Origin of the sequence: Streptosporangium fragile, assembly GCF_039534445.1 — a bacterium.
In the GTDB taxonomy this organism is placed as follows: Bacteria; Actinomycetota; Actinomycetes; order Streptosporangiales; family Streptosporangiaceae; genus Streptosporangium; species Streptosporangium fragile.
In genome coordinates this window covers 209,226-228,234 of sequence record NZ_BAAAVI010000001.1, presented here as the reverse complement: position 1 = coordinate 228,234, position 19,009 = coordinate 209,226, and the positions used below count along the sequence as shown (strand labels likewise).

The following is a 19,009-nucleotide window of genomic DNA, read 5'->3' as shown; positions in this document are numbered from 1 at the left end:
CCTGACGCGGCCACGCCGCGGACGACCAGGCGGCGCGGAACGTCACAGGGAGCGGGAACGGGAACCCGCCAGATCGACGATGCCGTCCCCGTCGCCCGTGGCGGTGAGGGCGGCGGCGAAGAGGAGCAACTGGTTGAGGATCTTGAGGAAGACGAGCATCCCGACAGCGCCCGCGACGACGCGGTAGGCGGGGTTGCCGGCGGTCAGTTCGAGGTAGAACTGCCCGATGCTCTTGAGGATCTCCAGGCCCACGGTGATGAACAGCGCGGGCCCGAGCACCCGGCGCAGCGGCAGCCGCAGCCGCGGCGGGGCGCTGAGCAGGGCGACCGCCAGCAGGGTGTTGACGCCCAGGCCGAGCACGAACGCGGCGACCGAAAGGAGCCACCGCGACACGGTGTCCTCGACGCCCACGGTGTGCAGGAGCAGCCAGTTCAACAGCGCCTCGGCGGCGAAGGCCACCGCCAGCGAGACCGAGAGCAGCAGCCCGAGCCCGGCCATCACCCCGAGGTCGATGAGCTGGCGTACGACGAAGGGGCCCGGATACTCCTCGATCCGCCAGATGGCCCTGATCGCCGACCGCAGGGTGTCCATCCAGAACAGGCCGGTGATCGGCAGGCCGACGAAGGCGATCGCCCCCGCCGCGCCGCTGGCGTCCTGCAGCGCCTGCACGTCCAGCCGGGGGAAGGTCTCGGCGAGGTACGCCTGCACGGTGCGCAGCACCTCGGGGACATGGAGGAACTGCCCGATGATGGCGAAACCCAGCAGGCCCAGCGCGAACACCGCGAAGAAGGAGTAATAGGTGAGCGCGGCCGACAGCCGTCCCGCGTCCACCTCGTCGTAGCGCACGACGGCACGTACCAGGTGGTCCAGCCAGCCGTGGCGACGGCGTGCCCGCTCCCACGCCCCGGCGATCCGCCCGGTGAACTCCGTGACCGTCATGCACCGGCCTCTACCCGCGGCTCGCCCGCCTACCACCTCGGGCACCCCGGGCCCGGACCGCGAACCCCTCCCTCAGCCCTCCGCGGACCTGCGGGCGAGGATCGAGTGGATCGCGAAGGAGGGCGCGGTGAAGCCGGGATCCGCCATGATCTCGCGGACCTCGTGGAGCAGGTCGAGGGTCATGCCCGCCTCCAGCAGGCGGTCCTCCAGATGGTGGCTGTTGCTGACCAGCAGGCCGATCCCGGCGGAGCCGTGCCCCCACGTCTCGGTCCAGCGCACCGGGTCGACGTCGGTGAACCCCGCCTCGGCGATCTCCCTGGCGGCGACGCCGCCCCAGGTCGGGTCGCTGCCCGCGGCGGCCAGCATCCGGGCCATGGTCGAGGTGTAGACCCCGTACACGTTCCTTGCACGCGCGCCGGGAAGAGGCGGCGCGACCCAGCGGGTGATGTCGATCTCGTCGACCTGCAGCCACCCGCCCGGCCGCAGCGCGGTCCGCAGACGCGCGAGGACCCGGCGCCGGTCGGACAGGTGGCTCAGCACCAACCGGGCGTGGACCAGGTCGAACTCCCCCTCCGGGAGCGGGTCGCGCACGATGTCGTGGCGGACGACGGTCAGCCCCGGCCGGGCCTGGATCAGCCCCGGCTTGATGTCGGTGGCCAGCACCCGTCCGTCGGGCGCCACCCGTCCGGCCAGCCACAGGGCCACGCTGCCGCCGCCCGCCCCGACCTCCAGGCAGTTCCAGCCCGCGGTGACGCCGGTCTGCGCGAGGCGCTCGAACGTCAGCGGGTCGAGAAGCTCGGCCAGATAGCGGTGCTGGTCGGCCGAGTGGTCCCCGTCGTTGTCGAACACGTAGTCGGACGCGGCGACGCGGTTCTGCCTGGTCATCTGATGAATCCCCCCAGCAGTCATCGATTTTGACCGCATGCTAGGCCGTACCCGCCGGGAGACGGAGGACCTTCGGCCGCCCCGGGGACCCTCACCAGGAGAAGGTGGCCTCTGGGCTACAGTGTGTCCGGATAAAGAACTGATGTTCGGCAGGTGAACATGCTGCACTACGAGATCGACGGCCCCGCGGACGCGCGGCCGGTCGTGCTGGCCGGCTCGCTGGGGACCACCCTGGAGATGTGGGATCCGCAGGTGGGGAAACTGGCCGAGCACTTCCGCGTGGTCCGCTTCGACCACCGCGGACACGGCCGGTCGCCGGTGAACGGCAGCTGCTCGATCGCCGACCTGGGCGGTGACGTGCTGGAGCTGCTGGACACGCTGGAGCTGTCGAAGGTCTCCTTCGCCGGGCTGTCGCTCGGCGGCATGGTCGGCATGTGGCTGGCCTCGCACGCGCCGGAGCGGATCGACCGGCTCGCCCTGCTGTGCACGTCGGCCAAGCTGGGAACGCCCGCCTCCTGGTCCGAGCGGGCCGAGGCGGTCCGCGCGGGAGGCACCGTGTCGATCGCCGAGGCGGCCGCGGCCCGCTGGTTCACCCCGGCCTTCACCGGGCGGGGGCCGTACCTCTCGATGCTCGCCGGGATTCCCGCGGAGGGGTACGCCGCCTGCTGCGAGGCGATCGGGGCCATGGACCTCCGCCCCGACCTGCCGTCGATCACGGCGCCCACGCTGGTGATAGCCGGGGCCGACGACCCCGCCACGCCGCCCGAGCACGCGGAGCGGATCGTCGAGGGCATCTCGGGGGCCCGGCTGGCCGTCCTGCCCGGGGCCGCCCATCTGGCGAACGTGGAGCGGCCCGAGGAGGTCTCACGGCTCCTGGTCGGCCACTTCCTCGTGAACTGACCCGGGCTCCGCGCCTCCCCGGGTGCGGCAAGCTTGTCGGGTGAGCAAACTCGAACGCCGGATCGCCGAGGCCGCCGAGGCCGCGCTCGCGCAGCGGAAGTACATCACCGCGATCGACGTGCTGACCGGGCTCCGCTGGCTGCACGCGCGGCACGTCGACACCTGGCGGCAGGGCCGGGCCGCGACGCTGGAGGAACTCGCGGCCGTCGACGGCGCCAAGATGACCGACGCGGTCGCCGCGCTGCGCCGCTGGGCGCTGGGGCGAGGGCTCACCCCCAGCCCGACGCCGTACGTGTCCGGTGCCCGCGACCGCGGGGAGCTGCGCTTCGTCGCGAGCGGGGACGACAGCGCCTTCCGGGTCCACTGGATCTCGCCGGACATGAGCGAGGCCAGGCGGCGGCAGCTCGCCGAGCGGCAGAGCAAGGCCCCCGACCTGACGGTGGTGGAGCCCGAGAAGCCCTGGGAGTGCGCGGGCTGCGGCGGCACCGGACCATACCTGATCATGGAGAGCGCCGGGCCGCACTGCCTGACCTGCGCCGACCTGGACCATCTGGTCTTCCTGCCCGCCGGTGACGCCGCGCTCAGCCGCCGGGCGAAGAAGGAGAGCGGGCTCGCCGCCGTGGTGGTCCGGTTCAACCGCCGGCGCAAGCGCTACGAGCGGATGGGCATCCTCGTCGAGGAGGCCGCGCTGGCGCGGGCCGAGGAGCAGTGCCTGGCCGACGAGGAGGTGCGGCTGCGCCGCCGGGAGCGCGACCGGGTACGGCGAGCCGGCGAGGACCTGGAGTTCCAGGCGGCCATGGCGGCGGAGATCGTCCGGCTGTTCCCCGGCTGCCCGCCCGAGCGGGCCGGGGAGATCTCCGGGCACGCCGCGCAGCGCGGCAGCGGCCGGGTCGGCCGGACCGCCGCCGCCAAGGTGCTCGACGAGAACGCGATCACGCTGGCCGTGATCGCCTCCGTGCGCCATCTGGACACCGACTACGACCGGCTGCTGATGTCGGGGGTGCCCCGTGCCGAGGCCAGGGAGCGGATCCGCCCGGCCATCGACCGGGTGCTGGCCGACTGGCGCGGAACCGTCGGTGGCCGGGGTCACAATGGGCGCCATGGAGAACTGGCGTGAGATCCGGCGGTCACTGCACGAGTTCGCGCTGCGCCTGCCGGAGGCCTACGAGGACCACCCCTGGGGTGACACGGTCGTCAAGGTCAACAAGAAAATCTTCCTCTTCCTCGGCGTCGACGAGCCGACCGAGAGGTGGGGGCCGACCGTCGGGGTGAAGCTCCCCGAGTCCAACGGTCACGCCCTGGCCGTCGAGGGCGCCCGGCCCTCCGGCTACGGCCTCGGCAGGTCCGGGTGGGTGACGATCCCGCTGACCGGCCGGCCGCCGGAGACCGAGGTGCTCCTCGACTGGGTCGAGGAGAGCTACCGGGCGGTGGCTCCCAAGAAGCTCGTCGCCCTGCTCGACGCCGCCGACGAACCCCCCGCGGCCGGCTGACCGGCTCCCCGGCACGGTCCGCCCGGCCGCCTCGCGCTCGGGACCGTCGCCCGGTGGCGGTGGCGGTGACACGGGGCGGTCCCCTCCGTCCGTCCCGGGCCGGCCTCCGCGACAGGGCCCGGTCACCGGCCACGCCGCCTCTTCTTCCCCGGGGCGCCGGTCTTCCCCGGGGATCCCGCCCCCGGCGCCCCGCCCGGCCTGCCGGAGCCGCCCGGCCCGCCGGAGCCCTTGGGGCGCATCCCCCGGCGCCGCAGCTCGCCCATCACGCTGAGCACGACCGTCATCAGCACGATCCAGCCCCCGGAGACCCAGGTGAGCATCCTCACGAAGCCGGGATCCGCGGCCGGTGCGCGCGGTGCGACCACGCCCCGGGGGTCGACCAGCATCTCGACCGGTGCCCCCACCTCCAGCGTCCTGTCGTGCAAGGTCCTGAAATCCTCCGCCAGCACCTGCCCGTCCGGGCCGTGCAGGACGTACACGTAGTACTGGTCGCGACCGCTCCTCCGCGAGTAGGTCTCCACCCACTCCCGGTCCGCGACGGTCGCCGTCACCCGCTCGCCGAACACGCTCAGGTAGTGGTCGCCCGGCAGGGCGATGGCCATGGCCCCCAGCACGACGAGGAACGGCAGCAGCGCCCAGAGTGCCCAGGGGACGTCCTCGGAGATCTTCATCATCGCGGCGATGGGACCGGCGGCCAGCGCGATGAAGAGGGGCGTGCCCAGCACCCACGCCAGCCACACCGGGATGTCGAGGGCCGCCACGATGCCGAGGAGCAGCCAGCAGGCCGCCACCGCGGCCAGGAAAACCACTCCTCTGACGACGACCAGGTCCCAACCCGCCCGGAGCGCCGCCTCCGGCCTCACTTTCCCCATGGGACCGATTCTGACGAACCGGACCCCGGCCTGACGTCACCCGCGCGGATGACGGATCGGGCACCGAACGGGTGACCCGGCGGGCGGGGGCCCGGACCGCGGCTCAGGGAGACTCGTCCGGGCGGGCGGCGAGGACGCGGTCGAGGAGGCCGGTGAGGAGCTCCCGCTCGGCGGCGTCGAGCGGGGCGAACCACTCCTGCTCCCTGCGGGTCTGCTCGGCGAACGTCTCACGGACGGCCGCCTCGCCCGCCGGGGTGAGGGCGACGACCAGGGCCCGCCGGTCGCCGGGGACCGGACGGCGCTCGACCAGGCCGTCGCGTTCCAGGGTGTTGACCGCGTTGGTCACCGCCGAACGGGACATGACGGAGATCTCGGCGAGCCTGGCGGGCTGGGTGGGGCCGAGCAGCCAGAGCTTGAACATCAGGCGGAAGCCCGGGAGGGTCCAGCCGCGCGGGCGGTGGATGCGCGCCTCCAGGTCCGTGACGAGCAGGTAGGAGAGCTGGAGCAGGTTGTAGGCCAGCGCGAAGGCCGCGGCATCCGCCGGAGGCGGCATGGCCGCCAGGCGTTCCCGCGCGTAGGCGGCGTAGCGGAGGTCTGCTCTGTCCACCCGGCAAGTCTTGCGCAGGGCGAGGCACGACGTGAATATTGTTATGGCCATAACAATTCAGGGGAGGCGTCTGTGCGCGTGGTCATCGCCGGAGGCGGCATCGGCGGGCTGGCGACCGCGCTCAGCCTGCACGCCGCCGGGTTCGAGGACGTCGTCGTCCATGAGGCGGCCCGGGAGATCCGGCCGCTGGGCGTGGGCATCAACCTCCTGCCGCACGCCGTGCGCGAGCTCACCGAGCTCGGGCTGGCCGACCGGCTGGCGGAGATCGGGGTGCCCACCGGGGAACTGGCCTACTTCAACCGGTACGGCACGCCGATCTGGTCGGAACCCCGGGGTCTCGGCGCCGGATACGCCTGGCCGCAGTACTCGGTCCACCGCGGGCGGCTGCAGATGGTCCTGCTGGAGGCCGTGATCGAGCGCCTGGGACCGCACGCCGTGCGGACCGGCAGCCGCGCCCGCGCCGCCGCCCCCTCCGCGACTCCGGTTCCCGCTCCCGGCCGGGAGGGCAACCCGGACGGCACGGGTCACACGGACGGCACGGGTCACACGGACGGGCCGGACCCGGGCACGGGCGAGCTGCTGGGCCTGCCCGTCGGGCCGGACGACCTGCTGGTGGGGGCGGACGGCATCCACTCGGCGGTCCGGGCGCACCTGTTCCCCGGCGAGGGACCCCCGCCGTGGAACGGGCTGGTGCTGTGGCGCGGCACGACCTACGGCGAGCCGTTCCTGACCGGGCGTTCCATGATCATGGCGGGGGACGGCACCCAGAAGTTCGTGGCCTACCCGATCGAGGTGGGCGAGCGGACACTGATCAACTGGATCGCCGAGCGTCCGCTGGACGGCGAGGCCCCGGACCGGGGTGACTGGAACCGTCCGGCGGACCCCCGCCGGATCGCCGCGCACTTCGCCGACTGGCGGTTCGACTGGCTGGACGTGCCGGGGATCATCACCGGCGCCGAGAGCGCCTACGCGTACCCCATGGTCGACAGGGATCCGCTGCCGTACTGGACATCGGGGAACATCACGCTGCTCGGCGACGCCGCCCACGCCATGTACCCGATCGGCTCCAACGGCGCCTCCCAGGCGATCATCGACGCCCGGGTGCTCGCCCACTCCCTGGCGCACGGCGACCTCGCCGCCTACGAGGCCGCCCGCCGCCCGGCGACCACCGCGCTGCAACTGGCCAACCGGGAGATGGGACCCGAGGTGGTGATGAAACTCGCTCACGAACGGGCGCCGAGCGGCTTCGACGACGTCGAGGAGGTCATCCCCTTCGCGGAACGGGCCGAGATCGCCGCGTCCTACAAACGCACGGCCGGCTTCGACCCGGCCTCCCTCAACGAGCGCCCGTCCTGGAGCGTGACCCGGTGAACCTCGAACCGCTCGCGGCCTTCCACGTCGAACTCGACCCGATCCTCGACCTCGGTGACTCGCCGTGGGGCCGCCGCCGGGTGATCAACATCGTGGGCGGGTCGTTCGAGGGCCCCCGGCTGTCGGGAACCGTGCTGCCCGGCGGCGCCGACTGGCAGATCCTGCACGCCGACGGCATGGCCAGCATCGACACCCGCTACACCCTGCGCACCCACGACGGCGCGCACCTGTACATCTCCACCTCCGGGGTACGGCACGGCCCGCCCGCCGTCCTGGACCGCCTGTCCAGGGGCGAGGCCGTCGACCCGGCCGAGTACTACTTCCGGCTCTTCTGCCGCTTCGAGACCGGTGACGAGCGCTACCTGTGGCTCAACCGCACCCTGGCCGTGGCCTCGGGGGCCCGCACGGCCCACGCCGTCCGTTACGACGCCTACACCCTGACCTGAGGAGCCCCCCGATGCCGAAGCTCGACCGTCCGCCGCTCCCCCTCACCGTCGAGCACGACACCCCCATGCCGATGCGCGACGGCACGGTCCTGCGCGGCGACGTCTACCGCCCCGCCTCGGGCGGGCCGTTCCCGACCCTGCTCGTCCGCAGCCCGTACGGGGAGGGCTCGCTGCGGGGAACGCCGAAGATCCCCGCGCTGGAGGCGGGATTCGCGGTGGTGCTGCAGCACTGCCGGGGACGCGGCAGCAGCGACGGCGAGTTCCGGCCCTGGCTGGACGAGGGCCCGGACGGCTACGACACCATCGCATGGATCACCGCCCAGCCGTGGTCGAACGGCGAGGTCGTGGCCGCGGGGATGTCCTACCTCGCCGGGTGCGCCCTGCAGGCGGCGGCGACGCGCCCGCCGGGGCTGAAGGCCGTGTTCGCGTCGATGACGCCGCACGACTTCCACGACGGGCTGAAGTACCACGGCGGGGCGTTCTCGCTGGGCTCGGCGCTCAACTGGGGGTCGCTGCAGGCGATGCTCGGCCTGATGCACGGGGCCGCGGCGGGCGAGGACGTGGCGGCCGGGTTCGGCACCGTGCTGCCGCTCATCGCCGACCCGGCGGGGGCCGCGCGGACGCTCCCGCTGCGTGACATCCCCGGCATCCCGTGGTGGGAGGAGTGGATCTCGCACCCGACCCGCGACGCCTACTGGGAGGGGCTGGCCGAGACCCTGCGGCACGACCGGATCGAGGTGCCGGTGATGCACGTGGCCGGCTGGTTCGACCTGTTCCTGGCCGGGACACTGGAGAACCGCCGGCGGCTCGGCGGCCCGCTGATCATCGGCCCCTGGTCGCACGGCCCGGGCGCCTCGGGCACGGGCGCGGTGAACTTCGGCTTCGCCGCCTCGGCCCAGGCCGCGCAGCTGGAGGGCCGGCAGCTGGCCTTCCTGCGGGGCGCGGACACCGGCCCCGCCGTGCGGATCTTCGTGATGGGCGACGACGTGTGGCGGGACGAGGAGGAGTGGCCGCTCGCCCGCGCGGTCGAGACCCGCTACTACCTGCGCGCCGGCGGCCTGCTCTCACCCGAGCCCCCCGGACCCGCCGAGGACCCGGCCACGTTCGTGTTCGACCCCCGCGACCCGGTCCCCACGGTCGGCGGGCCGCTGCTGCTCGCCGACCCGACCAACGTCGGTCCGCAGGACCAGCGCGAGGTGGAGCGCCGCCCCGACGTGCTCTGCTTCACCACCCCCGTCCTCGCGGCCGACGTCGAGGTGACCGGCCCGCTCCGGGTCACGCTGCGCGCGGCGACCTCCGCGGTCAGCACCGACTGGACGGCCAAACTGGTCGACGTCCGGCCCGGCGGCCGGGCGATGAGCGTGATCGACGGTATCGTCCCGAACCGGACCGAGCCGGGCCGGGCCGCCGAGTTCGTGATCGACCTGGTGGCCACCAGCCAGGTCTTCAAGGCCGGCCACCGGATCCGGGTGGAGATCTCCAGCTCCAACTTCCCCCGCTTCGACCGCAATCCCGGCACCGGCCGCACCTCGGCCGACTCCACCGAGGACGAGATGGTCGTCCAGCACCAGACCGTCTTCCCCGGCTCCTTCGTCACCCTGCCGATCGTCCCCCGCTGACCCCGCGGGACCCGCCCGGACACCGCGGGCGGGTCCCGCCCGGACACCTCGGGCAGACCCTGCCCGGACACCCCGGGCGAGATCGGACGCGACGCCCCGGGCCGCCGGACGCGGCACCGGCAGGCCGACGACCAATCCGCATAGACACCGCTTCACCTGCGCTTTCCTTATTTAGTGGACTCCATGTCGGCGTGGCGACACAGGTCGACCGATAGTGACTGTAAGTATCTTCAACATCACGCTGAGTCGCTCAACGTATGTGCATGGGCCGTATCCAAGGCCAGCGGATCGACCGCGGCCACGGGCCGCGCCTCGAAAGGAACGGTGTCTCTTATGTCCACGTCCACTCCTCCGATGAACGCCGGAGCCGCACGTCACCGGCCGAAGGGACGCGGGCCGATGAAGGGGCTGGCGGCGTTGACCGTGGCCGGCTCTCTCTCCCTGGCCCTCGCCGCGTCTCCGTCCGCCGCCGTGTCCCTGCACAACGCTCCGCCGCCGGACGACGACTCGTCCACGTCGAGCACCTCCATCTCGACGAGCACGACGTCGCCGGACCACTTCGACCGCCACGACCGGTCCCTGATCTCCGAGGAGGCCGCCAGGAAGTGCCGGCCGAGGCAGTTCTTCCGGTTCCACGACTTCCACCCGCGGAACTTCTACCTGCCCCGCACCCGCTTCATCGACGGTCCCGGCGGCACGATGACGGCGACGGTCAGGCGGCAGCACCGCGTGTACGCCGAGATCGAGATCGAGCGGGTCAAGGGATCCTCGATCGAGCGGGCCAACATCGACAGGGCGACCCTGGTCCGCTCCCTGGCGAACAACGTGAACCCCCTGCTCGCCGAGGAGTTCGTGGTCGAGGCCGGGCACGACTACACCAGGGAGATCAGCAAGGGCAAGTACGGCAACCTGTGGTACCGCGTCTTCGGCTACCGGGTGGGCTTCACCGCCTGGCGGCAGGTCCGCAACTGCACCGTGCGCCCGGTCGCCGCCGGAATCGCCAACATCCCCGCCCGGGTGGAGGGCTGGCGGTACTGGGAGACCAAGCGCCCGATGTTCCAGGGACGCCCGCTGAGCCCGCGCTGACGCCCGCCCGGTCAGGCGTCTCGCCGGACGGCGCCTGCACCGGTGACCGCCCATGCGATCCGGCGCGTGATGGTCTCTCGCCCGCGTGCTTCCCCGGCGGCCTCGTGCCCGCCGAGGAAGCACGGCGCGCGGGAGACGAGAGCTCCGGTGCGTTCCCGGCCCGGCTGCCCGGACGCCTCGGGCCGGGGACGCACCGGCCCCGATACACCCCGTCCCACCTCGCGGAACACCGGGACCGGGTTCCGCCCCGCCCCGGACGGCGGACGTCCTCCCCCGGCTGTCAGGTGACGGCCAGACGCCGCTGGTAGCGCTCGTCGCGCCAGTGCTCCTCCCGCAGCACCTCGGCGAGGGCCACGGCCGCGTCGTGGACGTCGGCGTAGCCGATGTAGAGCGGCGCGAAGCCGAACCTGAGGACGTCGGGAGCGCGGAAGTCCCCGTGGACGCCGCGGTCGATCAGGGCGCGTATGACCGGGTAGCCGTCGGGATGACGGAAGCTGACCTGGCTGCCCCGGCGCTCAGGATCGCGCGGCGAGACCAGCGCGAGGTCGTACGACGCGCAGAACTCCTCGACCAGCTCGACGAAGAGCGAGGTCAGCGCCACGCTCTTGGCCCGCAGCGCGGTCAGGTCGACGCGCTCCCAGATGTCGAGCGAGGCGTTGAGCGGGGCGAAGGAGAGCACGTGCGGGGTGCTCACGGTGAAGCGCCGGATGCCCTCGGCGGGGCGGAAGCCCGGCTCGAACGCGAACGGCGCCGCGTGCCCGTGCCAGCCGGTCAGTATGTGCTCCGCCTCGGCCTGGTGGCGCGGGTGCACGTAGATGTAGGCCGGAGCCCCCGGGCCCGCGTTGAGGTACTTGTAGGTGCAGCCGACCGCGAAGTCGGCGGCCGACATGTCGACCTGGAAGGCCCCGGCGCTGTGGCACAGGTCCCAGACCATCAGCGCGCCCGCCGCCTGGACCATCCCGGTCACCGCGGCCGTGTCGTTCCGGGCCCCGGTGCGGTAGTCCACCTCCGACATCAGCACGCACGCGACGTCGTCCCCGAGCGCGCCCGCGAGACCGCCCGGCCCGGAGACGTCGCGGATCTCGTAGCCGCCCAGCGCCCTGACCAGCCCCTCGACCACGTAGCGATCGGTGGGGAAGTTGTCCAGGTCCGAGACGATCACGCGCCGGCCGGGGCGCAGGCCCAGGGCGGCGGAGACGGCCTTGACGATCGCGACCGAGGTGCTCTCGCCCACGGCGACCTGGCCGGGGCCCACGCCGATGAGCGGGGCGATCCGGTCACCGGTGGTCAGGGGCAGGTCGTACCAGCCGGAGGCGTTCCACCCGCCGACCAGCCGACCGCCCCACTCCTGCTCCACCGTCCGCGTGACCGCGGCCACGGCGGTCTTCGGCGGGGCTCCGAGGGAGTTGCCGACCAGGTAGATCGTCCCGTCGGGCAGGACGAACTCGTCCCTGAGGTGCCTGAGGGGGTCGCTGGCGTCGAGCGCGACGCACTCCGCACGGCTGATGGCCACGAATCGCCTCCGGGTCGGGTGGTTAGAGACCCTCCCATAATGCCGTTTACGGTGCATGTCACCGCACGTCGGGGACGTCGGCCCGGAGCTCACCGGTTCGCGCCCGCCCGTGAGCCGGCGGCCCGGAGCTCACCGGTCCGGGCCCGCCCGCTCCCACGAACCGGTGGTCCGGGGCCGCCCGCGGATCACCGGTTCGCAGGTTCACGGGTCACCGGTTCACGGGTCACCGGTCCATGGATCACCGGTTCATGCGTTCATGGGTCACCGGCCGAGAAAGCGGGCGGCGTTGCCGCCGAGCAGCTTGGCCCGCGCGTCCTCGGAGAGGAACCCCGCGCCCCGGACGAGCGAGCCCACCGGCGACTCGCCCAGCGGGTAGGGGAAGTCGGAGCCGAGCATGACCCGGTCCTCCCCCATCGTGTCGACCAGCAGGCGCAACGCCCGCTCGTCGAAAACCACCGAGTCGACGCTGAAGCGGTCGAGGTAGTGCGAGGGAGGGAACTCCGAGACCCCGACCAGGTCGCCGCGACGGTGCCAGGCGTTCTCGAAGCGGCCGAGCCAGAAGGCGAACGAGCCGCCGCCGTGCGCGAAGCAGATCCGCAGCGTCTCCGGCACCCGGTCGAACACCCCGCCCAGGATCAGGGCGAGCACCGACAGGTGGGTCTCGGCGGGCATGCCCACCAGCCACTGCGCCATCCACCGTTCCAGCCGGGGTCCGCCCGGCATGTCCCACGGGTGGACGAAGACGGGCGCGCCCACGGCGGCGCAGTGCTGGAGGAACTGGACGATTCCCTCGTCGTCGAGATCCCGGTCGCCGACATGGTTGCCGATCTCGACGCCCGCGTGCCCGGAGGCCAGGCACCGGTCCAGCTCGGCGCAGGCCAGGTCGGGGTCCTGGAGCGGCACCTGGCAGAACGGCACCAGCCGCTCGGACGCGCAGATCTCCAGCGCCAGGTCGTTGAAGATCTTCGCGACCTGCGCGCCCTGCGCCGCCGGGCGGTCGTACGAGAAGAACACCGGCGTCGGCGAGACCACCTGGACGTCCACCCCGTCGGCGTCCATCCGCTCCAGGCGGACCGAGGGGTTCCAGCAGTCGTCGGCGATCCGGCGGAACTCCCGGTCACCGAGCAGGATCATGGCCTCCCGCTCGGAGTCGACCCGGAGCCGGGGCGCCCCCGGCCAGCCGAGGTCCGGCCAGCCCCCCGGGACGTGGTGTGTGTGAACGTCGATGATCAACAGCTGTCCCTCGCCTCTCGCCGTCCCCGCCCTACCCCTTGCCGGGGTGGAGCGCCCCGCAGTTCTCGCAGGTGCGGGCTTTCTCGTCGTCGTAGAACGCCTGGAAGACCGGCGGCAGGTCGGTCACGATGTCACGCACCTGAAGCTCCACCTCGTGGACCACGGCGCTGCATTCCGGGCAGTACCACAGGAACTTCTCCAGCACGCCCTCCGGCCTGATCCGCTCCACCACGAGGCCGACCGACCCCTCCTCGGGGCGCTGCGGCGAGTGCGGCGTGTTCGGCGGGAGCAGCCACATCTGGCCCTCGCGGATGTGCACGGTCTCGGGCCCCTCGGGGGTCATGACGTTGACGTGCATGTTGCCGCGGATCTGGTAGAAGAGCTCCTCGTACGGGTCGATGTGGAAGTCGGTCCGCGCGTTGGGGCCGCCGACGACCATGACGATGAAGTCCTGCGCGCCTTCGAAGACCATCTTGTTGGCCACCGGCGGCTTGAGCAGGTGGGCGTTCTCGTCGATCCACGCGGTGAAGTCGATGGGTGGGATCACGAGCTCTCCTTCGGTCGGTGGGCCACGGCTTGGATCTCGATCAGCAGATGCGGATGGGGAAGCTGGTGGACGGCCACGGTGGTGCGGGCCGGACCGGTCTCGTCGAAGTACTCCGCGTAGACCGCGTTGTACCCGCCGAAGTCGTTCATGTTCACCAGGTAGGTGGTGATCTGCACGACGTCGCTCAGGCCGGCTCCGGCCGCCCGGAGGATGTCGCGGATGTTCTCTATCACGGCGCGGGTCTGCTCGACGATGTCGAGCGTGACCGTGCCGAACTCGTCGGCGCTCGCCCCGGCGATCGTGTTGTCCGGCCGGCGCGAGCTGGTACCGGACACGAACAGGAGGTCCCCGGCCCGTCTGATGTGCGGGAACCTCCCGCGCGGGGTGGCCTTGCCGGTGACGACGATCCCCTCGCTCTCCCCGCTCACCGGTCCTCCCCCGCGGAGGCGGTGAACGAGACCGAGCCCAGGTGCTGGATCTCCGCGCGGACCCGTGCCCCGGGCGCGAGCGGCTCGGCGGGTGTGGCCGCCCCGGCGAGCAGGATCCACCCGGGCTCCAGGACCAGCCCGGCCCGGGCCGCCAGCCGGGCGACCTCCACGATCGCCCGGCGCGGGTCGCCCAGGATGGCGCCGGTCGAGCCGGTGTGGACCACGCGCCCGTCGATCTCGAAGACGACGCCCAGGTTCCACCGCGAGGGGTCGTAGGGCTGCCACGGGCCGACGGCGTACGCGGCGGCGGAGGTGTTGTCCGCGATCACGTCGGGCAGCGAGAAACGGAAGTCCTCGTAGCGCGAGTCGATGACCTCGATGCCGGCCGCGACGGCCGCGACGGCGTCCGGTGCGAGCGCGTCGGCGACCGAGGCGATGCGCCGGCCGATGAGGTAGACCACCTCCGGCTCGACCCGCGGATGGATGTAGCGGGATATGTCGGCGTGGGAGCCGTCGAGGATGGCCGTCGACTCCGGGACCCGGCCGAAGATGACGTCGTGCACGCCCATCTGGCGGCGCTTGCCCTCGCTGGTGAAGCCCAGTTTCACCCCGGAGAGCCGGTCGCCCCCGGCCAGGCGGAGCCGGATCAACTCCTCCTGGACCCGGTAGGCGTCGGCCACGCCGTAGTCCTGCTCGGGCCGCGGCACCGGCCGCCCGGTCCGGGCGGCCTCGTCCAGCACGGCGGCCAGCCCGTGGATGTCGATCACTCCTCGCCTCCCGAAGCCCCCGAAGTCCCCGAACCCGCCGAAGCCGGCGAACCCGCCAGATCCAGCGCGATGTCCACGATCATGTCCTCCTGCCCGCCCACCATCCGGCGGCGGCCCGCCTCGACCAGGATGGTCCGGGTGTCGACGCCGTAACGCGACGACGCCGCCTCGGCGTGGCGCAGGAAGCTGGAGTAGACCCCGGCGTAGCCGAGCGTCAGCGTCTCCCGGTCCACCCGGACCGGCCGGTCCTGCAACGGTCTGACCAGGTCGTCGGCGGCGTCCATCAACGCGTTCAGGTCGCAGCCGTGTTCCCAGCCCATCAGGTCGGCCACCGCGACGAACACCTCGATCGGGCAGTTGCCCGCGCCCGCGCCCATCCCGGCGAGGGAGGCGTCCACCCGGTGGGTGCCGTTCTCCACCGCCACCACCGAGTTGGCCACGCCCAGCCCCAGGTTGTGGTGGGCGTGGATGCCGATCTCGGTGCCCTCGTCGAGCACCGAACGGTAGGCCCGGATCCGCTCCCGGACCCCGTCCATGGTCAGCCGGCCACCGGAGTCGGTCACGTAGACGCAGTGCGCGCCGTACGACTCCATGAGCTTGGCCTGCCGCGCCAGCTCCCCGGCCGGGGCCATGTGGGACATCATCAGGAATCCGGCGACGTCCATGCCGAGCTCGCGGGCGGTGGAGATGTGCTGGGCGGCGATGTCGGCCTCGGTGCAGTGGGTGGCGATCCTGACCGAGGTGACGCCGAGCGCGTGGGCGCGCCGCAGGTCGTGGACGGTGCCGATGCCGGGAAGCAGCAGGGTGGTCAGCTTCGCCCGCCGCACGGCGCCCGCGACCGCCTCGATCCACTCGTCGTCGGTGTGGGCGCCCGCGCCGTAGTTGAAGCTGCTCCCGGCGAGTCCGTCGCCGTGCGCGATCTCGATGGCCGCCACCCCGGCGGCGTCGAGCGCCGCGGCGATCTCGGCGGCCTGGGCGGTGGTGTAGCGGTGCCGGATGGCGTGCATGCCGTCCCGCAGCGTCACGTCCTGGACGTACAGGTTCACGCGCCCACCTCCGCGGCCCGCTCCGCCCGGTCGGCCAGGCGCTCGGCCGTGCGCAGCGCGGCCGAGGTCATGATGTCGAGGTTGCCCGCGTAGGCGGGCAGGTAGTGGGCGGCGCCCTCCACCTCCAGGAAGACGGACACCTTGACGCCTCCGGTGCGCGTGCCGTCGGGCAGCGGCTCTCCGGCGGGGACCGTCTCGAACTGCACGCCCTGCTTGAGCCGGTAGCCGGGCACGTACTCGTTGACCCTGGCCACCATCTCCGCCACGGACCGCGTCACGGCGGCCTCGTCGCACTCGCCGACCAGGCAGTAGACCGTGTCGCGCATGATCAACGGCGGCTCCGCCGGGTTGAGGATGATGATCGCCTTGCCCCTGGCCGCCCCGCCGACCTTCTCGATCGCCCGCGAGGTCGTCTCGGTGAACTCGTCGATGTTGGCCCGGGTGCCCGGCCCGGCGGACCGGGAGGCGATGGAGGCGACGATCTCGGCGTACCTGACCGGCGTGCACGCGGCCACCGCCGCCACGATGGGAATGGTCGCCTGCCCGCCGCAGGTGACCATGTTCAGGTTGCGCTCGCCGAGGTGGGCGTCCAGGTTGACCGGCGGCACCACGTAGGGTCCGAGGGCGGCGGGCGTCAGGTCGATGACCCGCTTGCCGTGCGCCCGCAGCACCCGGTCGTTGTGCACGTGCGCCCCGGCCGAGGTCGCGTCGAGGACGACGTCGACGTCCGCGAAGCCGGGCAGCGCCACCAGGCCCTCGACGCCCTCGTGGGTCGTGGCGACCCCGCGGCGGCGGGCCCGGGCCAGGCCGTCGGAGTCGGGGTCGATGCCCGCCATGGCGACGACCTCGACCTTCTCCGACAGCAGCGCTTTGAACATCAGGTCGGTGCCGATGTTCCCGGAACCGATGATCGCTATCTTCACAACAGATCCGCCTTCGTAGGACCGGACGTGCCGGGCGTCACGCGAAAACCGCCCGCACCGAGCCGACGCCGTCGATGTGGGCCTCGAACACGTCCCCGGGCTCGGCGGGGACCATCGGGCCGAGCGCGCCGGTGAGGACGACGTCCCCGGCGCGCAGGGGGAAGTCGGTGCGGCCCAGGGCGTCGGCCAGCCAGACGGCGGCGTTCAGCGGGTGGCCGAGGCAGGCGGCGCCCGCGCCGGTGGAGACCTCCTGGCCGTTCCGCGTCATGGTCATCCCGGCCAGGCGCAGGTCCAGGCCGCGCAGGCCGACCGGGGTGTTGCCCAGGACGAACGCGCCGCTGGAGGCGTTGTCGGCGACCGTGTCGACGAGCGTGATGTCCCACCCGGCGATCCGGCTGTCGACGATCTCGATCGCGGGCAGCACGAAGTCGACCGCCCGGATGACGTCGGCGACCGTGAACGGCCCGCCCACGAGGTCGCTCCCGAGGACCAGCGCGATCTCGGCCTCGGCCCGGGGCTGCAGGAAGCGGCCGGTCGGGACGGGCAGGCCGTCGAGGTAGGCCATGTCGGCGAAGAGCACGCCGAAGTCGGGCTGGTCCACGCCGAACTGGCGCTGGACCGCCGGGGCGGTCAGCCCGATCTTCCGGCCGACCGGCCGCCGTCCCTCGGCCAGCGCGCGCCGGGTGTTGATCTCCTGTACGGCGTAGCCGGTCCACGCGCCGTGGTCGGGCAGCATCTCACGCACCGGGGGGCAGGGCTTGCCGCTGCGGGCCGCCTCCAGCAACCGGTCGGCGACCTCGGTGAGCACGTCGGTGGCCTCGCTCCACTCACTCATGTCCAGGCTCCAGCTTGATGGTGATCGTGGTGGGCTCGGAGTAGAAGTCCAGCGAGTGCGTGCCGCCCTCGCGGCCGATGCCCGAGAGCTTCACCCCGCCGAAGGGGGTGCGCAGGTCCCGCAGGTACCAGGTGTTGACCCAGACCAGTCCGGCCTCCAGCGACTGGGCGACCCGGTGGGCCCGGCTCAGCGCCGAGGTCCAGACGGTCGCCGCCAGGCCGTACTCGCTGTCGTTGGCCAGCTCGACGGCTTCGGCCTCGGTGTCGAACGGGGTGATGTGACAGACCGGGCCGAAGATCTCCTCCCGGTTCACCCGGGAGTCGCGCGGCAGGCCGGTCAGCACGGTGGGCTCGACGTAGTAGCCGCCGTCGCGGTCGTCGCCGAACCGGGGCACGCCACCTCCGGCGCGGATCTCGGCGCCCTCGTTCTTGGCCAGCTCGTAGTAGGAGAGCACCTTGTCCCGGTGCTCGGCGGAGATCATCGGCATCATCGTGGTGTTCTCGTCGGCGGGGCGCCCGAACGTCAGCCGCCTCGCCCGCTCGGCCAGCCGCGCGGTGAACTCCTCGAAGACCGGCCGCTCCACGTAGAGCCGCTCGGTGCACAGGCAGACCTGGCCGCCGTTGGTGAAGACCGACCGCGCGCTCCCCTCGACGGCGGCGTCCAGGTCGGCGTCGGCGAAGATCAGTCCGGCGTTCTTCCCGCCCAGTTCGAAGGAGATCGGCTTGACGCGGTCGGCCACCGCCTTCATGATCGTCGATCCGGTGCGGCTCTCGCCGGTGAAGGTGACCGCGTCCACCCCCGGGTGCTCGACCAGGAACTGGCCCGCGGAGCCGGGGCCGAAGCCGTGCACCACGTTCAGGACGCCGGGCGGCAGGCCGATCGAGGCGGCGATCTCCGCGAGCACCGCGACCGAGCCGGGCGTGTGCTCCGAGGGCTTGACGACGACGGTGTTGCCCGCGGCGAGCGCGGGGCCGATCTTCCAGGTCGCCAGCAGGAACGGCAGGTTCCACGGCACGATCACCGCGACCACGCCGAGGGGCCTGCGGACCGTGTAGCTCAGCACCTCCGGCAGGTGGAAGGCCTGCTCCGGGCGCTGGGCCGCGATCTCGGCGAAGGCCCGGAAGTTGGCGGCGCCGCGCGGGATGTCCAGCGTGCGGGTCTGCGTGATCGACTTTCCGGTGTCGGCGATCTCCGCGGCCACCAGGTCCTCGAACCGCTCCTCGATCGCGTCGGCCAGGCGCCGCATCCAGGCCGCCCGCTCGGCCGGCGGCAGCGCCGCCCAGGCGGGCAGGGCCGCGCGGGCGGCGGCGACCGCGGCGTCGACGACGGTCCGGTCCGCCTCGTGGACCCGGCGGACCGGCCGGCCCGTCACGGGGTCGTACGTGGCGAACGTCGCGCCCTCGGCGACCGGCACGCCACCGATGAAGTGGGCCACCTGGTCAGACAAGACTTCTCCTCGGGGAAGGGCTCCTTCGGATGACTACGTACGGGTATAGATGCGA

20 protein-coding genes are annotated in these 19,009 nt (G+C 72.6%); 7 read left to right on the top strand and 13 right to left on the bottom strand.

The genetic code is table 11. The annotated features are described in order from the left end of the window. Positions 1-42: 42 nt before the first annotated feature. Both ABD841_RS01085 and ABD841_RS01080 read right to left on the bottom strand, forming a co-directional pair. The gene (locus ABD841_RS01085) at positions 43-939 is read right to left on the bottom strand and encodes a YihY/virulence factor BrkB family protein (RefSeq protein WP_344966783.1); all 897 of its coding nucleotides are present in this window, start codon (positions 937-939) and stop codon (positions 43-45) included. A 72-nt stretch (positions 940-1,011) separates the two neighbouring features. Continuing rightward, complete coding sequence (locus ABD841_RS01080; RefSeq protein WP_344966781.1) at positions 1,012-1,824, bottom strand: class I SAM-dependent methyltransferase; 813 nt, start codon at positions 1,822-1,824, stop codon at positions 1,012-1,014. A 159-nt stretch (positions 1,825-1,983) separates the two neighbouring features. On the opposite strand from ABD841_RS01080, the gene pcaD reads away from it, so the two are divergent. Genes pcaD through ABD841_RS01065 form a run of 3 tightly spaced genes read left to right on the top strand, consistent with a single transcriptional unit; the run spans position 1,984 to position 4,214 of the window. After that, positions 1,984-2,724 carry a 3-oxoadipate enol-lactonase gene (pcaD, locus tag ABD841_RS01075; protein ID WP_344967048.1) on the top strand — a complete coding sequence of 247 codons (741 nt, stop codon included), beginning with the start codon at positions 1,984-1,986 and terminating at the stop codon, positions 2,722-2,724. A 40-nt stretch (positions 2,725-2,764) separates the two neighbouring features. Next, positions 2,765-3,841, top strand: a complete 1,077-nt coding sequence (locus tag ABD841_RS01070; RefSeq protein WP_344966780.1) for a DUF2293 domain-containing protein — start codon at positions 2,765-2,767, stop codon at positions 3,839-3,841. After that, positions 3,825-4,214: an MmcQ/YjbR family DNA-binding protein gene (locus ABD841_RS01065; protein ID WP_344966778.1), complete on the top strand. Its 390-nt coding sequence runs from the start codon at positions 3,825-3,827 to the stop codon at positions 4,212-4,214. The genes ABD841_RS01070 and ABD841_RS01065 overlap by 17 nt, the downstream gene beginning before the upstream one ends. 122 nt (positions 4,215-4,336) lie before the next feature. On the opposite strand, the gene ABD841_RS01060 is transcribed toward ABD841_RS01065, so the two are convergent. Together ABD841_RS01060 and ABD841_RS01055 are read right to left on the bottom strand one after the other, a co-directional pair. Continuing rightward, the gene (locus ABD841_RS01060; RefSeq protein ID WP_344966776.1) at positions 4,337-5,086 is read right to left on the bottom strand and encodes a hypothetical protein; all 750 of its coding nucleotides are present in this window, start codon (positions 5,084-5,086) and stop codon (positions 4,337-4,339) included. A gap of 103 nt (positions 5,087-5,189) precedes the next feature. Beyond that, positions 5,190-5,693 carry a MarR family winged helix-turn-helix transcriptional regulator gene (locus ABD841_RS01055; protein WP_344966774.1) on the bottom strand — a complete coding sequence of 168 codons (504 nt, stop codon included), beginning with the start codon at positions 5,691-5,693 and terminating at the stop codon, positions 5,190-5,192. A gap of 72 nt (positions 5,694-5,765) precedes the next feature. Between ABD841_RS01055 and ABD841_RS01050 the strand changes: the two genes are divergently transcribed. The 4 genes from ABD841_RS01050 to ABD841_RS01035 all read left to right on the top strand — a co-directional run bounded on the left by ABD841_RS01050 (position 5,766) and on the right by ABD841_RS01035 (position 10,215). Then, a complete protein-coding gene (locus ABD841_RS01050) occupies positions 5,766-7,064 on the top strand; it encodes a flavin-dependent oxidoreductase (protein ID WP_344966772.1) in 1,299 nt (432 codons plus the stop codon). Beyond that, on the top strand, positions 7,061-7,510 hold the full coding sequence (locus ABD841_RS01045; protein ID WP_344966770.1) for a DUF3237 domain-containing protein: 450 nt from the start codon (positions 7,061-7,063) through the stop codon (positions 7,508-7,510). The genes ABD841_RS01050 and ABD841_RS01045 overlap by 4 nt, the downstream gene beginning before the upstream one ends. Before the next feature lie 11 nt (positions 7,511-7,521). Next, positions 7,522-9,129 (top strand): CocE/NonD family hydrolase, encoded by a 1,608-nt coding sequence (locus ABD841_RS01040; protein WP_344966768.1) that lies wholly within the window; start codon positions 7,522-7,524, stop codon positions 9,127-9,129. A gap of 399 nt (positions 9,130-9,528) precedes the next feature. Continuing rightward, the gene (locus tag ABD841_RS01035) at positions 9,529-10,215 is read left to right on the top strand and encodes a hypothetical protein (RefSeq protein WP_344966766.1); all 687 of its coding nucleotides are present in this window, start codon (positions 9,529-9,531) and stop codon (positions 10,213-10,215) included. A gap of 280 nt (positions 10,216-10,495) precedes the next feature. Here the strand turns inward: ABD841_RS01035 and kynU are convergent, their stop codons facing one another. The 9 genes from kynU to ABD841_RS00990 all read right to left on the bottom strand — a co-directional run bounded on the left by kynU (position 10,496) and on the right by ABD841_RS00990 (position 18,954). Next, a complete protein-coding gene (gene kynU / locus ABD841_RS01030) occupies positions 10,496-11,728 on the bottom strand; it encodes a kynureninase (protein ID WP_344966764.1) in 1,233 nt (410 codons plus the stop codon). Positions 11,729-11,989: 261 nt separating this feature from the next. Further along, positions 11,990-12,961, bottom strand: a complete 972-nt coding sequence (locus tag ABD841_RS01025; RefSeq protein ID WP_344966762.1) for an amidohydrolase family protein — start codon at positions 12,959-12,961, stop codon at positions 11,990-11,992. Between the two features lie 31 nt (positions 12,962-12,992). Next, positions 12,993-13,508 carry a 3-hydroxyanthranilate 3,4-dioxygenase gene (locus ABD841_RS01020; protein WP_344966760.1) on the bottom strand — a complete coding sequence of 172 codons (516 nt, stop codon included), beginning with the start codon at positions 13,506-13,508 and terminating at the stop codon, positions 12,993-12,995. Beyond that, positions 13,505-13,936: a RidA family protein gene (locus tag ABD841_RS01015; protein WP_344966758.1), complete on the bottom strand. Its 432-nt coding sequence runs from the start codon at positions 13,934-13,936 to the stop codon at positions 13,505-13,507. The genes ABD841_RS01020 and ABD841_RS01015 overlap by 4 nt, the downstream gene beginning before the upstream one ends. Beyond that, entirely contained in the window at positions 13,933-14,703 is a 771-nt protein-coding gene (locus ABD841_RS01010) for a 2-keto-4-pentenoate hydratase (RefSeq protein WP_344966756.1), read from the bottom strand. Before ABD841_RS01010 ends, ABD841_RS01015 begins: the two co-directional genes overlap by 4 nt. Beyond that, positions 14,700-15,749 carry a 4-hydroxy-2-oxovalerate aldolase gene (gene dmpG / locus ABD841_RS01005; protein WP_344966754.1) on the bottom strand — a complete coding sequence of 350 codons (1,050 nt, stop codon included), beginning with the start codon at positions 15,747-15,749 and terminating at the stop codon, positions 14,700-14,702. The genes ABD841_RS01010 and dmpG overlap by 4 nt, the downstream gene beginning before the upstream one ends. Beyond that, the gene (locus ABD841_RS01000) at positions 15,746-16,672 is read right to left on the bottom strand and encodes an acetaldehyde dehydrogenase (acetylating) (protein ID WP_344966752.1); all 927 of its coding nucleotides are present in this window, start codon (positions 16,670-16,672) and stop codon (positions 15,746-15,748) included. Before ABD841_RS01000 ends, dmpG begins: the two co-directional genes overlap by 4 nt. A gap of 37 nt (positions 16,673-16,709) precedes the next feature. Further along, positions 16,710-17,507 carry a 2-keto-4-pentenoate hydratase gene (locus ABD841_RS00995; RefSeq protein ID WP_344966750.1) on the bottom strand — a complete coding sequence of 266 codons (798 nt, stop codon included), beginning with the start codon at positions 17,505-17,507 and terminating at the stop codon, positions 16,710-16,712. Further along, positions 17,500-18,954 carry a 2-hydroxymuconic semialdehyde dehydrogenase gene (locus ABD841_RS00990; protein ID WP_344966748.1) on the bottom strand — a complete coding sequence of 485 codons (1,455 nt, stop codon included), beginning with the start codon at positions 18,952-18,954 and terminating at the stop codon, positions 17,500-17,502. The genes ABD841_RS00995 and ABD841_RS00990 overlap by 8 nt, the downstream gene beginning before the upstream one ends. Between the last annotated feature and the right edge of the window lie 55 nt (positions 18,955-19,009).